14 protein-coding genes are annotated in these 17,664 nt (G+C 62.2%); 9 read left to right on the forward strand and 5 right to left on the reverse strand.

Translation table 11 applies throughout. The annotated features are described in order from the left end of the window. Positions 1-108: 108 nt before the first annotated feature. The 3 genes from I7X43_RS13895 to I7X43_RS13905 all read left to right on the forward strand — a co-directional run bounded on the left by I7X43_RS13895 (position 109) and on the right by I7X43_RS13905 (position 2,838). Positions 109-1,251: a LysM peptidoglycan-binding domain-containing protein gene (locus tag I7X43_RS13895; RefSeq protein WP_198101556.1), complete on the forward strand. Its 1,143-nt coding sequence runs from the start codon at positions 109-111 to the stop codon at positions 1,249-1,251. After that, positions 1,248-2,321 (forward strand): DNA-processing protein DprA, encoded by a 1,074-nt coding sequence (gene dprA, locus I7X43_RS13900; RefSeq protein ID WP_198101557.1) that lies wholly within the window; start codon positions 1,248-1,250, stop codon positions 2,319-2,321. Before I7X43_RS13895 ends, dprA begins: the two co-directional genes overlap by 4 nt. Before the next feature lie 64 nt (positions 2,322-2,385). Further along, complete coding sequence (locus I7X43_RS13905; protein ID WP_198101558.1) at positions 2,386-2,838, forward strand: Smg family protein; 453 nt, start codon at positions 2,386-2,388, stop codon at positions 2,836-2,838. A gap of 46 nt (positions 2,839-2,884) precedes the next feature. On the opposite strand, the gene I7X43_RS13910 is transcribed toward I7X43_RS13905, so the two are convergent. The 4 genes from I7X43_RS13910 to yajC form a co-directional block, all read right to left on the reverse strand. Beyond that, positions 2,885-5,188: a DUF1631 family protein gene (locus tag I7X43_RS13910; RefSeq protein WP_198101559.1), complete on the reverse strand. Its 2,304-nt coding sequence runs from the start codon at positions 5,186-5,188 to the stop codon at positions 2,885-2,887. A gap of 35 nt (positions 5,189-5,223) precedes the next feature. Next, positions 5,224-6,258: a protein translocase subunit SecF gene (secF, locus tag I7X43_RS13915; RefSeq protein ID WP_198101560.1), complete on the reverse strand. Its 1,035-nt coding sequence runs from the start codon at positions 6,256-6,258 to the stop codon at positions 5,224-5,226. 12 nt (positions 6,259-6,270) lie between these two features. Beyond that, positions 6,271-8,169, reverse strand: coding sequence for a protein translocase subunit SecD (gene secD, locus I7X43_RS13920; protein WP_198101561.1), 1,899 nt, complete (start codon positions 8,167-8,169; stop codon positions 6,271-6,273). A gap of 78 nt (positions 8,170-8,247) precedes the next feature. Continuing rightward, a complete protein-coding gene (yajC, locus tag I7X43_RS13925) occupies positions 8,248-8,571 on the reverse strand; it encodes a preprotein translocase subunit YajC (protein ID WP_198101562.1) in 324 nt (107 codons plus the stop codon). A 95-nt stretch (positions 8,572-8,666) separates the two neighbouring features. On the opposite strand from yajC, the gene I7X43_RS13930 reads away from it, so the two are divergent. The 3 genes from I7X43_RS13930 (at position 8,667) to I7X43_RS13940 (ending at position 10,166) form a co-directional block, all read left to right on the forward strand. Beyond that, the gene (locus I7X43_RS13930) at positions 8,667-9,428 is read left to right on the forward strand and encodes an enoyl-CoA hydratase/isomerase family protein (RefSeq protein ID WP_198101563.1); all 762 of its coding nucleotides are present in this window, start codon (positions 8,667-8,669) and stop codon (positions 9,426-9,428) included. A 147-nt stretch (positions 9,429-9,575) separates the two neighbouring features. Beyond that, entirely contained in the window at positions 9,576-9,818 is a 243-nt protein-coding gene (locus tag I7X43_RS13935; protein WP_198101564.1) for a hypothetical protein, read from the forward strand. A gap of 141 nt (positions 9,819-9,959) precedes the next feature. Next, positions 9,960-10,166, forward strand: a complete 207-nt coding sequence (locus I7X43_RS13940; protein ID WP_198101565.1) for a hypothetical protein — start codon at positions 9,960-9,962, stop codon at positions 10,164-10,166. Here I7X43_RS13940 and I7X43_RS13945 read toward each other — a convergent pair whose 3' ends face one another. Beyond that, on the reverse strand, positions 10,167-10,829 hold the full coding sequence (locus I7X43_RS13945) for a ProQ/FINO family protein (RefSeq protein WP_198101566.1): 663 nt from the start codon (positions 10,827-10,829) through the stop codon (positions 10,167-10,169). It abuts the gene before it with no gap. Between the two features lie 637 nt (positions 10,830-11,466). On the opposite strand from I7X43_RS13945, the gene I7X43_RS13950 reads away from it, so the two are divergent. Genes I7X43_RS13950 through I7X43_RS13960 form a run of 3 tightly spaced genes read left to right on the forward strand, consistent with a single transcriptional unit; the run spans position 11,467 to position 16,891 of the window. Then, a complete protein-coding gene (locus I7X43_RS13950) occupies positions 11,467-13,446 on the forward strand; it encodes a hypothetical protein (RefSeq protein WP_198101567.1) in 1,980 nt (659 codons plus the stop codon). Next, on the forward strand, positions 13,443-16,097 hold the full coding sequence (locus tag I7X43_RS13955) for a tyrosine-type recombinase/integrase (RefSeq protein WP_198101568.1): 2,655 nt from the start codon (positions 13,443-13,445) through the stop codon (positions 16,095-16,097). Before I7X43_RS13950 ends, I7X43_RS13955 begins: the two co-directional genes overlap by 4 nt. After that, positions 16,097-16,891 (forward strand): hypothetical protein, encoded by a 795-nt coding sequence (locus I7X43_RS13960; protein ID WP_198101569.1) that lies wholly within the window; start codon positions 16,097-16,099, stop codon positions 16,889-16,891. The genes I7X43_RS13955 and I7X43_RS13960 overlap by 1 nt, the downstream gene beginning before the upstream one ends. Positions 16,892-17,664 lie beyond the last annotated feature (773 nt).

Below are 17,664 nucleotides of genomic sequence, written 5' to 3' on the forward strand. Positions count from 1 at the left end.
GCAACGAAACCGGCAGAATGCCAAGCAGCCGCAGAGTTGGAATTGTCGCCCAGCCCTGCTGACCTTGCTGGTGACCGGCCTTGGGCCGCCACTCAACGGGAGAGCCCCTTGAAATACCGTCAAAAGACCTGGATCGCGTCCGCCCTGTTGGGTACCTTGGCGCAAACCGCCCTGGCCGCCTCCTACCCTGTCACCACGGAGCAGCAATCTCGCGCCGAGCAGGTCGCACAAAAAGGGGTGGCGCTGGCCGACTTGGCCCCCAATGCGCCCGAGCGCCATGTGGTCAAAGCGGGGGACACCCTGTGGGGCATCTCGTCCTTGTTTTTGACCAGCCCCTGGCGGTGGCCTGAGTTGTGGGGCATGAACAAGACGCAGATTGCCAACCCGCACTTGATCTACCCCGGTCAAACCTTGGTGCTGGTCCGGCAAGACGGGCGCGCCCTGTTGCAAGTCGATGGAGCCGCTGCGCCCTCCGGCGATGAACGCCTGGCACCCCGTGTGCGGATCGCCGATCTGCCCGACAACGCAATCGCAGCAATTCCGCAGCATCTGATTGAACCCTTCCTGAATGAAGCCGTGGTGCTGGACGGCGATGAGTTCGCAGCCGCGCCACGGGTGGTGGCCACACAGGAAGGCCGCGTCATGGTGTCCCAGGGGGAAACCGCCTATGTTCGGGGCTTGCAGTCCAAGGCCGATACCTATCGGTTGTTCCGCAGCGGCAAACCCTTGCGTGATCCGGACACCGGCACGGTGCTGGGCTACGAGTCGGCGTTCGTGGGCACGGCGGACGTCACCCGCCCCGCCGGCCAGGCACAGGTGGACGGCAGCACGCTGGAGGTCCCCGCAACCATCCGCATTCGCCACATCCGCCAAGAAGTGGGCGTGGGTGACCGGCTCGCGCCACTGCCGGCTCGCCAGTACTCCCGCTACGTTCCCCATCACCCCGACAAGCGACTGGATGGCCGCATCATCTCGGTGTACGGGGACGCCATCACGGCCGGCCAGAACCAGATCGTGGCCCTCAACCGCGGCAGTGCCGATGGGCTGTCGCGGGGCCATGTGCTCAGCTTGTGGCGCGCGGGCCGGGTGGTCAAGGACCGCACGGACGAGCGCAATGACAACCTGCGCTTGCCCGATGAGGCACATGGCACGCTCTTTGTCTTCCAAACCTTTAAGCGCGTGGCCTATGCCCTGGTCATTTCGGTCCAAGAACCCGTGAGCGCCGGAGATCGATTCAGTTCCCCGCAATGACGCCGCCAGGGCACCCGCCTCGGTCTGACGCCGTCGCGTGGCTGCGCCTGACGCTGTCGCAGAGTCGAGCGCAGGCACGCCGCTCACTGGCCGCGCACGGCTCGGACCCCGAGGCGGCCGCGGCCGCCTTGGGGCCACTGTCAGCCGATGCACAAGACCGCCTGTCCCGTAGCCGGAACTGGCTCGAAGGGGGCCCCAACCGCAGCGTGTTGACGTTGGCCGACGCCGACTACCCCTCCGCGCTGCTGCACAGCCCGGACCCGCCGCTGGCCTTGTTTCTGGAAGGCCGGAGAGACCAACTCCATCAACCGGGTTTTGCGATCGTCGGCAGCCGTCACCCCACCGCCGCGGGTCTCGAGACGGCCCGTGAGTACGCTGAGTGGGCGGCAGGCGCAGGATGGGCGGTGGTGTCCGGCTTGGCCTTGGGCATCGATGGTGCGGCCCACAGCGGCGCGCTCAAGTCCGGTGTGACTTGGGCGGTGCTGGGAACCGGGCTGGATCAAATCTATCCACCCCGACACCGCGCCTTGGCCGCCCGCATCGCCGAGCACGGCCTCCTGATCAGTGAGCATCCGCCCGGTACACCGCCCATACCGGCTCACTTCCCGGTGCGCAATCGCATCATTGCAGGCCTCAGTCAAGCCTGCCTGGTGGTGGAGGCCGCCCTGAAGTCAGGCTCGTTGGTCACCGCCCGCTTGGCCTCCGAGGCCAACCGCGAGGTGTTTGCCATCCCCGGCTCCATCCGCTCCCTGCAATCGCAGGGCTGCCATTGGCTCATCCAACAAGGCGCCAAGCTGGTGCAATGCCCACAAGACATTCTGGATGAAATGCCATCCCCCCAAACCGTGATGCCCTCCGCCTTGCCCGTCGACGCCCCGGTGCTTGGCTCCGGCCCCGCCTCCGACCCAGTCGTTGTCGCCCTGGGCGTGGACGAACTCGGATTCGATGCGTTGCACGCCCGCCTCGGGGGCTCGGTCCCCGAACTGTTGGGGCGCTTGCTCAGCTTGGAACTCGAGGGCCGCATTCAACGACTCCCCGGCGATCGATTTCGGCGCCTTGCACGCGCCTGAGACGGGGAATTCCCCCTCAATCCCAGGCGCTGTAGGCGAAGCCCGCTCGGCTATCATCATTCGCATGTTTGACGTCCTCGTCTACCTCTACGAAACCTACTGGCGGCCCGATGCCTGCCCCGAGCCGGCCCAATTGCAGCGCAAGCTCAGTGCCGTGGGGTTCGAGCAGGACGAAATCAAAGAAGCCCTGCACTGGTTGGATGGTTTGACCGCAGCCCGGCACACCGTGCACGATCCCGTGCAGTCCAGTAGCGTTCGGGTCTATACCGCCCAGGAGTGGAGCCACTTGGGCAGCGCCTGCATTGATTTCATCAGCTTTTTGTCCAGCGCAGGGGTGTTGCGCCCGGCCATGCGCGAGTTGGTGCTTGAACGCGCGCTGGCACTCGAGGTCCAGCCCGTCCCCCTGGAGGACCTCAAGATCATGGTCTTGATGGTGTTTTGGTGCTTGGGTGAAGAGCCCGATGCGCTCATCTTGGACGAACTCTTCGTCGATACCGAAGACCGTCAGATCCACTGAATCCGCAGGGCCTCCCCCAGAGGGAACGGGTAAGGGCGTTGCCCCGTCAGGCCTGCAGCGCTGCGGGATTGGCTTCCAGGCGCGCCAAGGCCTCTCGCGCCGCCTTGATGGTCAGCGACTCTTCTTGCACCGCCTTCATCAAACCGGCTTGCAAATAGGCCGCCAGGCGTTTTTGCGGGAACAGCACCGCCCGCCCGCTCGGGTTGACGAACAACAACAGCTGGTGCCGTGCCCCGGCCCAGGCCAACTGCACCGACTCCTCGCGCCCCCGGAACTGCAGGCGATACCAACTGCCCACGGGCAGCTCGCGCGCCCAAGCCACCATGGCCGGTGTGGGCGGCTCACCGCCTTCGCTCGCCACATCCAAGCCAGCAGTCTCGTGCCCGGAAATGTCGCGCAGCAGGTCTTCGTCGAGCTCCACGCCTTCCAACCCCGGCAGCATGGACTCCAGAGTCTGCAGGTTGTCCTTGAGTTCTTCCAGTCGATCGGGCGAAATGGCGGGCCCCTTCGCCGTAAAGGCCGTGGCCAGCAAGTTATTCAGCGTGCGGATGTGGGCGTCCTGCTTGGCCACCGTCACCCCTGCATGGCCCATGCCTTCACGCAAGGTTTTTAGCAATTGCGGCAACCGGCGAATCACCTCGGCCCGCTCCTCTGGTGAGCCCTTGGCGCTGGCCGACCAAATCAGATCCGCCGCCGCGCGCTTCATTTGCAACGTGACCTCGGCCTGACTGCCCTCTCGTACCGCCGTCACCGCCAACACATCCGCCCAGACCTGGAACAGGAAATCGCGCAGGCGATCATCCACGTGCATGTCCGACAGCATGCGCCGCAATTCGATCGTGTATTGAATCGCCAGCGTCTCACGCTGTTCAATTTGCTGCGCCAGCGACACGCCCGCCCGGGTGTTGGGGTTTTCGTGCTGGAAGAAATTGGACAGGAAGTGTTCAAACTCGGTCAGCACCGTCTGGAACACCCGCCGACCGGTATCCGGGTAGGCCTCGACCACCTGGACCACCCGTTTGATTTCACGCTCCAACACTTCACCCGCGGCATCCGAGGCATCAAAGCCCATCACGCAGCAGCCCATACGGTCGATGAGTTGACGCGCAGGGTGGTCCGTGGTGGCAAAGAAGTCCGGCTCGGAGATTGCCACCCGCAGCACCGGCATCTGCAAGCGCGCAAACCACACGCGCACGGAGGCGGGCAGCCGCTCTTCCTGCAGCAGGCTTTGGAACATCATGGCCACCACTTCAATGGTGGCCCGCTCTTCGGCCGTTCCCGCCGCCTGCTTCAAGACCTGCTTGAAGGCTTGGCTGCGCGCCCGCAACTCATCCAGTGAGCCCGCCCCTGCGTCGCTTGACGGCGCCCCCCGATTCATCGCGCCCTGCGCCCGCTGCAAGGCGGCGCCCAAACGCGGCGAAACCGGGCGATCCGCCAGGGCCGCGTGCGCGAGGGTGTCCCCCGTTTGCGGCGCGGTCGCTTCAAAAGTTGGCCCCGCCGCGGGCTGAACCTGGGCTTGCACCAACGCCTGCAACTGGGTCAGGATCATGTGGGCCTGCTCGGCCTGCGGGCTCACGCGTCGATCGCCGCCCCCTCCTCCTGCAGCCATCCCGCGACCCATGGCCACCGGCGCAGCGTGTCCGGAGCTGCTGTCGGGGCCCATCGGCGCCATCGGCCCCACGGGCTGCACGGGGGCGTTGGGCGCACGGCGAATGAAGGGGCGCAGATCCACTTCGGGCGCCACGCCCTGATCCAGCAACCACCGATTCGCCTGGTGGTAGCCCTGCCCCAGCCAGTGCGCAAACTCTTCGACCAACGCATCCTGGAGCGCTTGCCAATCGGCGGGCGTCAGCTTGGCCTCTTCCCAAGCTTCAATCCACAGCCGGGCCATGGCTTCGGGGCGCAAGTAATCGTCCGGAGCCAATTCGCCGTGCCCCTCAAGTGCCTGCATGCGCACCTGTAGATCACTCAGTTGGGCCAGCGGCTCACCGCGCAGGGTCGCCGCCAATCGAGCGCCTGAAATCTCGCGCTCGATGGTGGATTCCTCCACCAGCCCCAACCGCGACATTGATTCGGTAGCGGAGACAGGAGCCGAAGGCTGAGGTGTCCCTTTAAGCGCCTGCCGCAAGCGCACCAAGATACCCATCTGCCACTCAGCGCCGTGCTGCTGCATCGACGCCAGGGTATCCCGCCACGCGTAGGCTTGGCGAGCGGGCGCGGGCTTGAGCAGCCGGCTTTTCAGCGCCTGCGTCAACGCCGTGGGCACCGCGGCCGATCCCTTCACCAGCGTGTCCACATAGGCCCGGCGAGCAGCCTGGGCCAAGTCGTGGGCGGGTGGGCGGGACGTCATCGCGGCAGTATGACCAGCATATTCAGGCAGGAACCTTACACCACAGCGCCCGCGTGGGGGTCATCCGGGTCGTCCGTCTTGGCACTCACCTTCACCAAATCTTCGCGCTTGACGCCCAACCACATGGCAATGGCGGCCGCCACGAACACCGACGAATAAATGCCAAACAAGATGCCGATGGTGAGCGCAACGGCGAAGTACTTCAAGGTCGGACCGCCAAAAATCAGCATGGACAACACCATCAGCTGGGTGCTTCCGTGCGTGATGACCGTCCGGCTCATGGTGGACGTGATGGCGTGATCAATGACTTCCTGCGTCGTGAGCTTGCGGTACTTGCGGAAGGCTTCGCGAACGCGGTCGAAGATGACCACCGACTCGTTCACCGAATAGCCCAGGACCGCCAACACCGCCGCCAACACCGAGAGCGAAAACTCCCACTGGAAGAACGCGAAAAAGCCCAGGATGATGACCACGTCGTGCAGGTTGGCGATGATGCCGGCCACCGAGAACTTCCACTCGAAACGGAAGGCCAGGTAAATCATGATGCCCACGACCGTGAAGGCCAGTGCCTTGGCTGCATCCGCGGCCAATTCGTCGCCCACCGAGGGCCCCACCACCTCGCTACGGCTGAGTTTGATGGGCTCGGCACCCTGCGCAGTCACACAGACCGTCTTGCTGATGGTCTCGCCTTGCTCACTCACGTAGCTTTTTTGCTCAATGCTCCCCTGCTCCGCCTTGCACAACACGGCGAACACTTGACCCACCACCTCGGTCTGCTTCTGGCCTGGCCGCACCGGCAGACGCAACATCACATCGCGCGAGCTGCCGAACTTTTGCACCTGAATCTCGCCAAAGCCCATGGGCTCGATGAGCTCACGCGTGTGCTGGACATCCGCCGGGTGCGCGTACTCCACTTCCACCACCGTCCCTCCGGTGAACTCAATGGAGTAGTTCAGCCCTTTGGTGGCCAAGAAGAAGACGGCCGCAGCAAAAGTCAAAAACGACACGACGTTGAAGATCAACGCGTGCTTCATGAACGGGATGTCCCGCTTGATTCGGAAAAATTCCATGACGCGAGTCCTTCAGCGGGCCGACGAATCGACGTTGGCGGGTTCAGTGGGCGAGGGAGTGCCGCCCCGCCAGACCTGGCCGATGGCCACCGATTGCAGCTTGCGCTGCCGGCCGTACCAGAGGTTCACCAAACCGCGAGAGAACATCACGGCCGAGAACATGGACGTCAAGATGCCCAGGCAATGCACCACGGCAAAACCCTTCACGGGACCCGAGCCGAAGGCCAGTAGCGCCAAACCCGCAATCAGCGTGGTGACATTGGAGTCCAAGATCGTGGCGAACGCGCGCTCATAGCCCAGGTGAATCGCCATCTGGGGCGCGACGCCGGCCCGCAACTCTTCGCGGATGCGTTCGTTGATCAGCACGTTGGAGTCGATGGCCATCCCCAACACCAGCGCAATGGCCGCCATGCCCGGCAAGCTCAACGTGGCTTGCATCATGGAGAGCACCGCCACCAGCATGAGCAGGTTGAAGCCCAGCGCCAGGGAGGAGAACAAACCGAAGAGCATGTAGTACATGCACATGAAGGCGGCCACCGCGGCAAAGCCCCAGATCACCGACTGGAAACCTCGATCAATGTTTTCTTTGCCCAGCGTCGGGCCGATGGTGCGCTCTTCAATGATTTCCATCGGCGCGGCCAAGGAGCCGGCCCGCAGCAACAGGGCGGTGTCTGCTGCCTCTTCGGCGGTCATGGCCCCCGAGATTTGCACGCGCCCGCCCCCAATTTCACCGCGAATGACGGGGGCCGTCACCACTTCACCCTTGCCCTTCTCGAACAACAAGATCGCCATGCGCTTGTTGATGTTTTCGCGGGTGACATCTTTGAAGATGCGCGCACCCCGGGCATCCAGCGTCAGATGAACCGCTGGGTTTTGCTGATCATCAAAGCCCGCCTGCGCATCATTCAGGTTGTCACCAGTCAACACGACTTGGCGCTTCACGATAAGGGCCTGGCCACCGCGCTCCATGTAGCGCTCCGTACCAAAAGGCACGGGACTGTTGCCACTCAAGGACGCCGTGGCCTCGGCGCTGTCGTCCACCAAGCGAACCTCCAAGGTGGCCGTGCGACCAATGATGTCCTTGGCCTTGGCCGTATCTTGAACGCCTGGCAGCTGCACCACGACCCGGTTCAAACCCTGCTGCTGAATCACGGGCTCCGCGACGCCGAGTTCGTTGATCCGGTTGTGCAGCGTGTTGATGTTTTGCTTCAGCGCGCCTTCCTGCACCGCCACACGCGCCGCTGGCTTGAGTGCACCGCGCAGCTGCAGCTCGCCCTCCCGGCTGATGGAGACCCAGTCCAGGTCGGCCAGCTTCTCGCTCAAGAAGAGCTTGGCCGTGTCCAGTGTCGCGGCGTCACGAAACGCCACCACCAGCCCATCCGGTTCTTTGCTCACCCCAGCGTGGCGGATGCCTTTGTCCCGCAGCAGCGAGCGCACATCCCCCACCAAAGCATCGTTTTTCTTGGCCAAGGCTGCCTTCATGTCCACCTCCATGAGGAAGTGAACGCCGCCCCGCAGATCCAACCCCAGGTACATGGGGAAGGCCCGCAGCTTGGTGAGCCACTGGGGCGAACGCGAAATTAGGTTCAGAGCCACGATGTAGTCGGGGTTGGCCGCGTCCGCATTCATGGCCTTGGCGATGGCGTCCTTGGCCTTGAGTTGCAGGTCCGTGTCCGCCAACCGCGCACGCACGGAGGTTCCCTCCCACTGCACAAAGTCCGGCTGGATGCCAGCCTCGGCCAGGGCCTTGGTAACGCGCACACGCGTGTCATCGGTAACTTTTACGGTGGCACGGCCGCTGGAGACTTGAACAGCCGGCGCCTCACCGAACCAATTCGGCAAGGTGTAGACCGTTCCAATCAGCAGCGCCACCGCGAGCACTAGGTATTTCCAGAGCGGATAGCGATTCATGGCCCCTCCCAGGGGCGCGGGGACAGCATTCCCCGCAGCAGTTCGACCTGTTGCCGGGTGCAACAGGTTCACGTCAACTTACTTCAGGGTGCCCTTGGGCAACACTTGCACCACGGCCGACCGCTGAACTTGCACTTCAACACCCGCGGCCAATTCCACATGCAGCGTGGACTCTCCCAATTTGGAGACTCGCCCCAACAGCCCCCCCGCGGTCACGACTTCGTCCCCTTTGGCCAAGGCTTCAATCATCGCCTTGTGCTCCTTTTGGCGCTTCATCTGAGGGCGAATCATGATGAAGTACAGCACCACAAACATCGCCACCAAGGGCAGCAGGCTCATCAGGCTGGACTCGGGGGTGGCTGCCGGCGAGGCAGCTTGAGCAAAAGCATTGGAAATCAACACAGCGACGACTCTTCAAAGAATGCCTTGCAGGCGAAAACGACCCGCCGGCGGATCCGGTGGGAAAACGCGCGATTCTAGGCGCCGACAATGTCCCCATGACCCGTGCTGCCACCCCTGAATTGCTTTGCGACGGCCCCATCGCCACGATCACGCTGCGCCGCCCCGATCAAGCCAACCGCTTGGAGCTGGTGGACCTGGAGTGCCTCGAATCCCATGTGGAGACCTTGCGGACGTCCCCCGCCGTGCGGGTTCTGATTTTGCAAGCGCAAGGCGCACACTTTTGCAGCGGCTTTCACATTGATGCCGTCCCCGGTGTCGACGCACCAGCCCTCTTCGAGCGGCTGTGTGATCGCATTGAAAACCTGCCTCAGATCAGTCTGGCAGCCCTCCAGGGCGGTGCGTGGGGCGGCGCCACCGATTTGGCGCTGGCCTGCGACTTTCGCTTCGGCACCGACGCCTGTCAGATGGCCATCCCGGCCGCCCGGTTGGGGCTGCATTACTACGGCGGGGGCATGCGGCGATTGGTCACCCGATTGGGCATGGGGCCCGCCAAGCGCCTGCTGCTCGCGGGTCAATCCCTGGATGCAGCGGCCATGCGGGATTGCCACTTTCTGGACGAGTGCCTGCCTTCGGTCGAGGCGCTGCGGGCGCGCGTCCAAGATCAGGCGCAAACAATCGCCAGCTTGGCACCACTGGCCCTGTCGGGGATGAAACGCCACTTGAACACGCTCGCCTTCGGAAACCTGGACCGCGAGGCCCTCGAACAAGACCGGCAGCGCTGCGCGCAATCCACGGACTTGCAGGAGGGCGTGCGGGCCTGGCAAGCCCGTCGCCCGCCTCGGTTCACCGGGCGTTAATCCCCGCCCGAGGCCTCGACAACAGAACCCTTCGGCTTTTTGGGGCGATCCCGGTGTCTCAGATCGCCCGCATGAGCGACAATAGCGTGTTCGCCGCCGCATCCCCGTGCGGGGCCCCCCAATGTTCAGAAAACAGGCAGGTATCGCGTGGCAAAGGAAACCACCAAGACCTTGATCGAAGCCGATGGCTTGCGCTACAAGTCCAAGGCCCCAGGCTCACCGTTTGCGGCCACGTCATCGTTCGGAGCGGCGACCATGTCGTGCTTCTTGTGCGGAAAGCATCGCCCTCGGGCCATGCTCAAGTCACGCAAGTTGCTGGGCAAGAGCCAACCCGTTTGTGCGCCTTCGTGCAAGGAACTCGAAGAACAGTTGGCCACCAAAAAGCCCTGATTGATTTCCAGCGCACCAGAAAGCGCCCAGCCCCGCTGGGCGTTTTCGTTTCTGCCCAAGGCAGGGGTGGGCAAATCGCTAGAGCGGTGCGGGCAGCTGGGCCCTAGGATGATCCATCTTCACCGGACAGGGCCCTCGCTCATGTTTCAGGACACCCACACGACCGTGCGCGACGATGGCTTGCGGTACGAGGCCAAGATCAGCGGTTCGCCGTTTTTCGGCAGCGGTCACATGCGGTCGTGCTTTAAGTGTGGCAAGCATCGCCTGCCCACCAGCTTGAAAAGCGTGAAGATTCTGGGACGCACCGAACGCGTGTGCGCCCCCGACTGCAAGAGCGTCGAACGCTGATCAGCCCTGTTTTTTGTCGGACCGCGGTTTGGCTGAGGTTTGACGGGGCCCGCGCGCAGGCGTCGGGCGATCCTCGCGGACCCCACCTCGGCCATGGGGAGCTCGAGACGGGCGGCCCTCCGACTGACGCGGCAGGGCTTGCGCCGCTTCTTGGCGTGCCTGTTCGAGCAGCGCGTCCAAGGCCGCCTCGGCAACGCCTTTGAGGGCGCAGAAGTTGGTGCGGGACAGCGTGCTGCGACCCCAATCGCGCAACAAGTCAGCGCGCCACTGGCGCGCCTGCTCCATTTCAGCCTCGCGCTGACGGTGCCGCTCTCGGCGCTCGGCCAGCGCCTCTTTGGCTGCGGCCCGGTGGGCCTCACTCAATTCACCCGCCGGCTGTCCGTCCAGGTCGAACCGGGTGGCGGACTTGGTCAAGGCAATCAGGTAGGACGTGCTGCTGGTGTGTCGGCGCAAAAAGCCCGTGAGCGCCGCCTTGGTCATTTGCCCAGGAAACCGCGCTTCGATATCCTTTTGGATGTGCAACTTGATCGGCTTGGGCGTACCCGAAAACAGGGCAGCAGCTTCACGCTTCAACCACTCCCCCACCGCAGCCGCATCCCGCAGCGTCGGCACCCCAGCGGGCTGGGCCCCTTCGAGCGACTTCTCGTCGTTGACTTCATCCATGCGAACCTCGCACCACCTTGACCCACAAAGCAAAGAGGCGCTCACACGGAGCGCCTCTTTTTGGATTCTGGTTGCGGGGGCTGGGTTATGAGCCCCACGCAAATCAGAGTGCCCGGGCGTTAACCCTGCGGCAACCCACGGCGAAGAGTGTACATGAATCCGCCTAAGTTGCTGATTCAAGGGCTCTTTTTCGTTGAGTCGGCGTTACATGGCACTGTTCGGGAGAACCAGACAGAAACTTCAACGTCACTCCTTCAGGACGAATAGCCACTTAACCCCACTAGTGACTGCGCCCAAGTCGCGACCGTTAGGTTCCCTTGCCGCCCGAATGTCGACACTCCCTTAATAGGACCCGCAGCGGACGAAAGCCGCCTCGTTCAAAGCTGCTCCAACCTCGCGCAGGATTCAGGGTAAACCTTAATATGCACTAAAAGTGGCCTTATGCCGCGCCATTCCCAGTTCGAGAACGAATATGTTCTAAGACCTCACCCAAGGAGGTCTTGTGCCCAACCAAGAGTCACCACTTGCTTCAATCAGTCACAGCACAGTAGTCCTATCGCTCAAAGCGAATGATTCCCCGGCGCGCTGGTCATTCTCAAGACTATGCACAGTTTCACCGCCGCCGCTCGATCACGCCATGCTTCAGGCCGTCATCGCCGGCGCTTTCGGTGCGCTGAGCAATGCCTTCGCGCTCTTGAAGCAGCCGAACCCAACGGCAATCGGCATGCAGGAGGAACTGAGTCTTCTTCATTCTGCTTGCGCCGAGGAGTACGCCAAGCGATCGGGGCTGGTTGATGCACCAGATGGCCTAGCAGGTCGACTCCGAGCAACCCCAGCATGGTCGCTGTTGAGTCGATTGGGCCTGCCGCAGCCGGGCATAAGCCATCCGGCGGCCACCGTGGCCGGCATGGAATTGATGCTGTCCCTGCATCGAGGAAAAGTGATGGCCGCCAGCTTCTGCAACGGAGTGCGGCTGGCGCTGGAAGAAGAGGCACTGAACCTAGTCAGCCTTGAATCGCTGCTGAGCACGCACCAGGACGAAAAACCTCCACACTGGATCAAGCATGCTCGAACCATCTATGCGGACTTCTTTTCCGCGTTTGATGAGACGTCGCCCCAGCCGCTACCGCCACGCTCTTTCGAGGATCGCGCGCGGACCGAGCTTGCATGCCGAGCTGCATTCGCTACCTACCGACGCAGGGCTGGCGTCCTGGATGACACCTGCTTGAGCCGAAGACAGATTGCGGAAGCCGTTGGTTATGCCGGAACGGGTGTGTTTCGAAGCCCAGCGGAGCGAGAAGCCGCACTCTGGATCATCGGCATGAGCGGCCTGTTTGGAACGAGTACCCAGTTCATCCCACTAGCCACAGCCGCCCCCGAAGACTGGGTGATCAGCTACGACCTCGCCGCCGGAGTTCTGCGGCGCGACTACAGCTCCCTCGTGCCTGAAGCTGCTCGCCCTCGCCCCGGAGTCGGAACACCCGCGAGTTACATCGCGACGACCCCAGCTCCTGCGCGAGTGGCTGAGGAACTCAAGCGCCGTGCGCTCGATGTCCCTGGTGCGTATGAACTCGGTGACCTCATCCCGGCACTGCGGCAGATTTCGCCACGCGACCTTGTCCACCCGGATCTAGCGGACTTAGGTCCAAGCTTTGCACGATGGTCGCGCACCCTCGCGCCACTCTCTTTGCAAGTTGGCTTGGACACCCTACTTGCAGGCGTAATCTGCGGGGATTTGGGCGTGACAGCTCGCAGCAAGCTTCACTACTGCCTGATCGGCGCCGACGAACTCTGGGGCAGCGCCGCACGACTCTATGCAGTGCTAGGTTGGGATAGGCCGGTGGCTCAGCCGTCGGGCAGCTTGCCTTTCGGGGCCGCCGTCGTTCCGACGGCCTCTGCCTTAGCTCAACTGGATGAGGCAGCTTGGCGATGGGTCGAGGCGGTTCGGCCGCCGAAGAGGCTAGGGCACGAAGCCCTGTTGCTTGAGTTTCACAACCGATTCGTTCGCGCGCTCTCCTCCCGCCTTGCCGTTTGGGTGAGCCTGCGGCCAGCAGCAGAGCTATCGCTTCGAGCCGTGATCCAAGAGCGCTTCGATCTCTGTGTCGATTTGCTTGAAAAGTCCAGCGCAGGCCGGGTGGGTGCACTACCTGCCGTCATTTGCGATGGCATGCGTGCGGCCTTGATGAGCTACCGCGAGCACTGCAAGGCATTGCTTGAGCGCCTCAGGACCTTCGGTTGGAGTGGTCCCGTTGTGGCCTGGCTTATGGCAGTGATCAAGCGTGAAGACGTCCCGCTGCTCTGCACGATCCATGGTCGCAACAATTTGGTGCCGCAAGGGACTAACGACCTTCGCAAGACCCTCCCAGGCGCCTTGCAGCTCCCTGCTGATTGGGGGCGAAAGTTCATGGAGAACCAGTTGAGACAAGCGGGCGCCCAATCCAGAGACATCGATCGTCATCAACGCCACGAAGTGATTGGACAAGAGCAAGACACTTCAATCGCTGACAGCTGCGAGATGGAATGGGTACTGCGCCTCAAACCCATCCTCGATCGGATATCGCGGCAGCTGTTTCGATCGCCGCTGACCGGTTTGCGCACGGGAGGTGTTGCGACATGAACACCTCCTACAACTTGCTACATGAAGCTGGATTCCGCTGCTATCGAGATCGAGGCGATGTCGATCACCTGCGCTACACCGGCCAGACCCGAAAACGCGCCAATCGGTTCGCTGCCGCCCAGTCGCTGCTCCTGCGAACAGCATCCTCCCCTGGTGTTTTTGCGGGGCGCCTTGTATGCCTCGATCTCGTACGACCGAGCGAACTGGTGGACGTGCTCTCAGCGCCAACCTATCGACTGGGCGACCACCAGTGCACTGATTGGCACTCTCGCTGCGGCAGAAGAATTGACCGACGCGCACTGTCCAGCTTCACAACGATGGCATTGGAACAGCGATGTATCGATGTCCCATTGGAGATCGCGGCCTTACAAAGCTTGCTGGCAGAAGTGCCGGCGTACAGCGAATTCCCCGAGGCACAGCGTCTGGTTGAGCTGGAGAGGGACCTAGTCTGCTGGGCGGGCCAGCGATTGCCGAGATCACTATGGGCGCATGTATCAGGATTGAGCCCCATGTCAGCGTTACCGCGAGAGATGGCTGCACTGGCGGACTGCGTCGGCGTACCACGCATCAGCGTTGACGAGGCCGCTTTGGGACGCTCCGCGGAGATGGCCGACATGCTAGATACCGCCGTCTCGGCCGGACGCGATTCCACAACGCCACTGTTGGTTGAACTGGGGATGAAAGTCTTCAGCATTCCAGCCAAGGAGTCCGAACAGCAAACTTTGAGGCGTTGGGCTGCAGAGTTGCTTGCTCTGCGTGGGCAAGTAGAAGCGGGCGACGTCACTTCGGCTGTGGTCATCGCCTGGCAGTTCGACCTAGTTGAAAGTGGCACGCTCACTGACATCAATGCAGCCTTGGCCACTCGGGCACGCTACTCGCGCACCGCGTCCCTGCGTCTCTGGCGCATGCTCGCACCGCTGGGACCAGACGTCCAACGTTGGTCGACAGCCAGTTTGAGCGCGGGCTACCTTTCCATGATGTCTGACCCCTCGTGCAAGGACCTCCGCGGCCTGGGGGCTGCCATCTCAAGTTTTCAAGCGTTTTTGCAGGAGGTCTTTGGGATTCCGACCTCGCCGTTGGGCCTGCACAAACACATCCCAGAGCCAACTCCCCGGGTCCAATGGATACCGGAATCTGCAGTGCTTCGGGCCATCCGGTGGCTCGACGAGGACACGAAGGGCGACCCTCGGCTGAAAGAGATCTGCGCGCTGAAGATTCTCATGGCGCACGCAGCACCGTTTCGACTGGATGAGCTTCGATGGCTAAGGCTGTCCAACATCTTTCCACTGGCGGACGGCTCCATCGAGGTTGAGATCACGCCCATTGCTGGAGTGCACCGGCTTAAGACCGCAGCAGCACAGCGGCGTGTGTTGATCTCAGATCCAGTCGTCGTTTGTCGACTAAGGGCTTTGATAGCTCGCCGAGAAGCAGAGGGCGCTCCGAGCAACGGGCTATTGTTCGCCGCAGCAGGAGAGGACACCGCGCCTTACCGACGGCGAGCCGTTCACATCGCGTTGCTGCGGTTGCTCAAACAGGCCACTGGCAATCCATCGATGACATTCCACGCGCTGCGCCACACGGTCATATCGAACGCCATGGAAGAGTTGCTATCAAGCGCAGCCGTCACCAACAACAACCGATTGACCCAGTTGGCCGATTGGGTCGGTCACGAGGTGGCGGTGACCACACTGCGCTTCTATACGCACCGCTACGAGGTTGCGTTGCGGATGCAGATCGATGCCTGTCTGAGGGGCGTCGGCTTGACCAACGCAGATGGCGAACGCTTGTTGGGTATCAAAGCCAACACGCTGACGGCCGGGGCAAGGCGTAAACGCGTGCCGATGGAAGTGCATCTTTGGCACCTAGCCAGTTCGCGTGCGCAGGCGCTAGTCCGTGAGCTGCCCAACGCGGCCACCGGTCTCGACCTCCATGAGCCAGAGCCAACTTCATTCATCGGATCCGTTGCCACCCACTTCACGGCGCAAAAGTGTCTGGCAGTATTGGGCTGCCTGACCACGAACCTTGACCCTCGACTCATCGAGGGGCGGATGCAACTTCGGAGTTCAGAGTTGATTTCTATCGACAAGGCAGCCGTCTGTGTCGCTCGGGATCTGTATGCGGCGCGCTCCGCCCTCGCGCCAGTCGAGTGGAGCGGCGCACGTTCCGTGATCAAGCACCTCGGGCTCAATTTCGGGCGCGTGGTTCAACCGCGCTACGCCAAGCTGGTCAAAGCCATGTCGCTACCGATGGATACCAACCTTGCCGCAGCGGCAGCCAAGACCTGGATCTCAGCTTGGTGGGATGGACAACTTAATGCGGACCCACCTGAGCGATTGGTTCCGCTGCTTGGCTTCTTGAAAGAGGCAGGCATTACCTTGGATGCGTTGCAGCTGACCTATGAAAACGATGGCTCCGATCCGGTCGGTGTGGCGGAATTACTTGCACGCGCGGCTCACGTGGCCGCAGCCGTCTTTCATGGTCATTGGTCAACGAAACCCCTGGGGCGCAGCCGGCGCGGGCGATCTCGCGCCTACTTGATATGGCCAAGCCGAGCCGATGCAGATGCAGCTGGACGGTCGAACGCAGGCTTCGACGCCCTTATGTTCGCACTCGCGGTCTGGGTACATCCTGAAGTTCAAGGGCGGCATTGATGCAGCATTTCATCGGATACCGCATGTTCGCTGCGCTGGATTCGCGTGCCACCGACGAACAGGAAAGGTTCCGAGAAAAGGTCCTGCGACTCGAGTTCACGAAGCTGGTGCCCGCTGCAGGACGCCTGCGTGCATCGGAACTCGTCTTACAGAGACATCATTCGCCACTGGGCTGCAGGCTCGAGTACTACCTAGCACCAACTCCTCAGGCATCGTTTGACTTCACCGGCAGCGGGGAGTCAGCCGCTGGCGGCACAAATGACCTAGCGGACTTCGAGGCCGATGTGGCCAAAGTCAGCGCCGACTGCGCCAATGTTAGAACTCGACTCGTGCTGGCCCACAGTCCTGCTCTGGGCCATCAGGAACTTGCGCAAAACACAGCAGCGACGCTGGACATTAAAGCCTTACGGTCTTTGTTCCGGCGCCGTAAGCGGCAGGTCGTATTACCCACGCCGAACGGCGAACTTCTATTTGATCTGCCGCCTGTCCCAAAACACCTACCGACTGCCTTCAAGGGGTCACTGACCGCTCATGTGGCAAGACTGTCGCCAAGCCACACCGCAATATTGAGACAAGTAGCCTGGGAACTGACACCCCTCACCACTCAGCGGCCGACACTTCCCGCCTCGCTATCTGCGTGCCGACTTGGGCTGTCGCACGAGGACAGCATTCGCCTTCTCCAGGGCATGGATGAGAAGAAAGCATTGACGCTGGTGGCCGAGATAGTTTTCGACTGGGCATCCGGCGCATCAGCATCTGTCAAGTTACTTGCAGTTTTGCGCGAGTCGGCATGAGGCCGCAGCACCAGTTCTGCCTGTAGCCCTGCTAAGGAGCGGTAAGTGATTGCTGGGGGACGATGTGGCTTCACCGCCAACTCTCTCCGACTCATTGGGATGGCGGATGGGGGCAGGTCACAGAAGGGACGGACTTCTCTCGTTCAGGTTGGTACGGCTGGGAGGGGGCAGGTCAGTGGACTTGCGCGGCCTCTGCACATCAGAGGGCCGTCAGCTCAACCGCCGCTCACGCCGAAACGCACAACTCAACAGCACTGGCGCATTGGGCAAAGAGGCACGACAGCCTCGGACTCTACTTCTATCGACCTAAAGGAGGCGCGGTTTGGAGGCAGGATCCAAACTAGCCCTCAACTGCAAGGCGCCTGAACTGACGTTCTGGGGGAGCCCCCTTAGCCTCAAAGTAGCTCGCAATGAGGTCGTTTTCGGTTTCGAGCCGATGGAACTTCTCACACCCTGCTGAGAGCAAGGCTGCGGAGAACTCATATTCAGCCCCAATCAGACAGCTCGAATGGCCTTGAAGCCGGTCACGCAAAGCCTGACTTTCCCCAATGTACGCAAGGTACTCAGCGTCAACGAGCCGAATCCGGTACACACCTGAACCCTTCAAAAGGGGCGTGTGCTGTCGTGAAAGCGGCTGCCATTCCGTCCAGGAGAGTCCCATCCAATCCTGGGCAGTTGGATGACTAAGAGAGGGCAACGGTCTTAGCGTCTGCCGCTCCGCCTTTGCATTTGTCCCACCTGCGAGACGCCCCCCTCGCCTACCAGTAGACCGA

Source organism: Inhella gelatinilytica (assembly GCF_016093295.1).
Taxonomy (GTDB): Bacteria; Pseudomonadota; Gammaproteobacteria; order Burkholderiales; family Burkholderiaceae_C; genus Inhella; species Inhella gelatinilytica.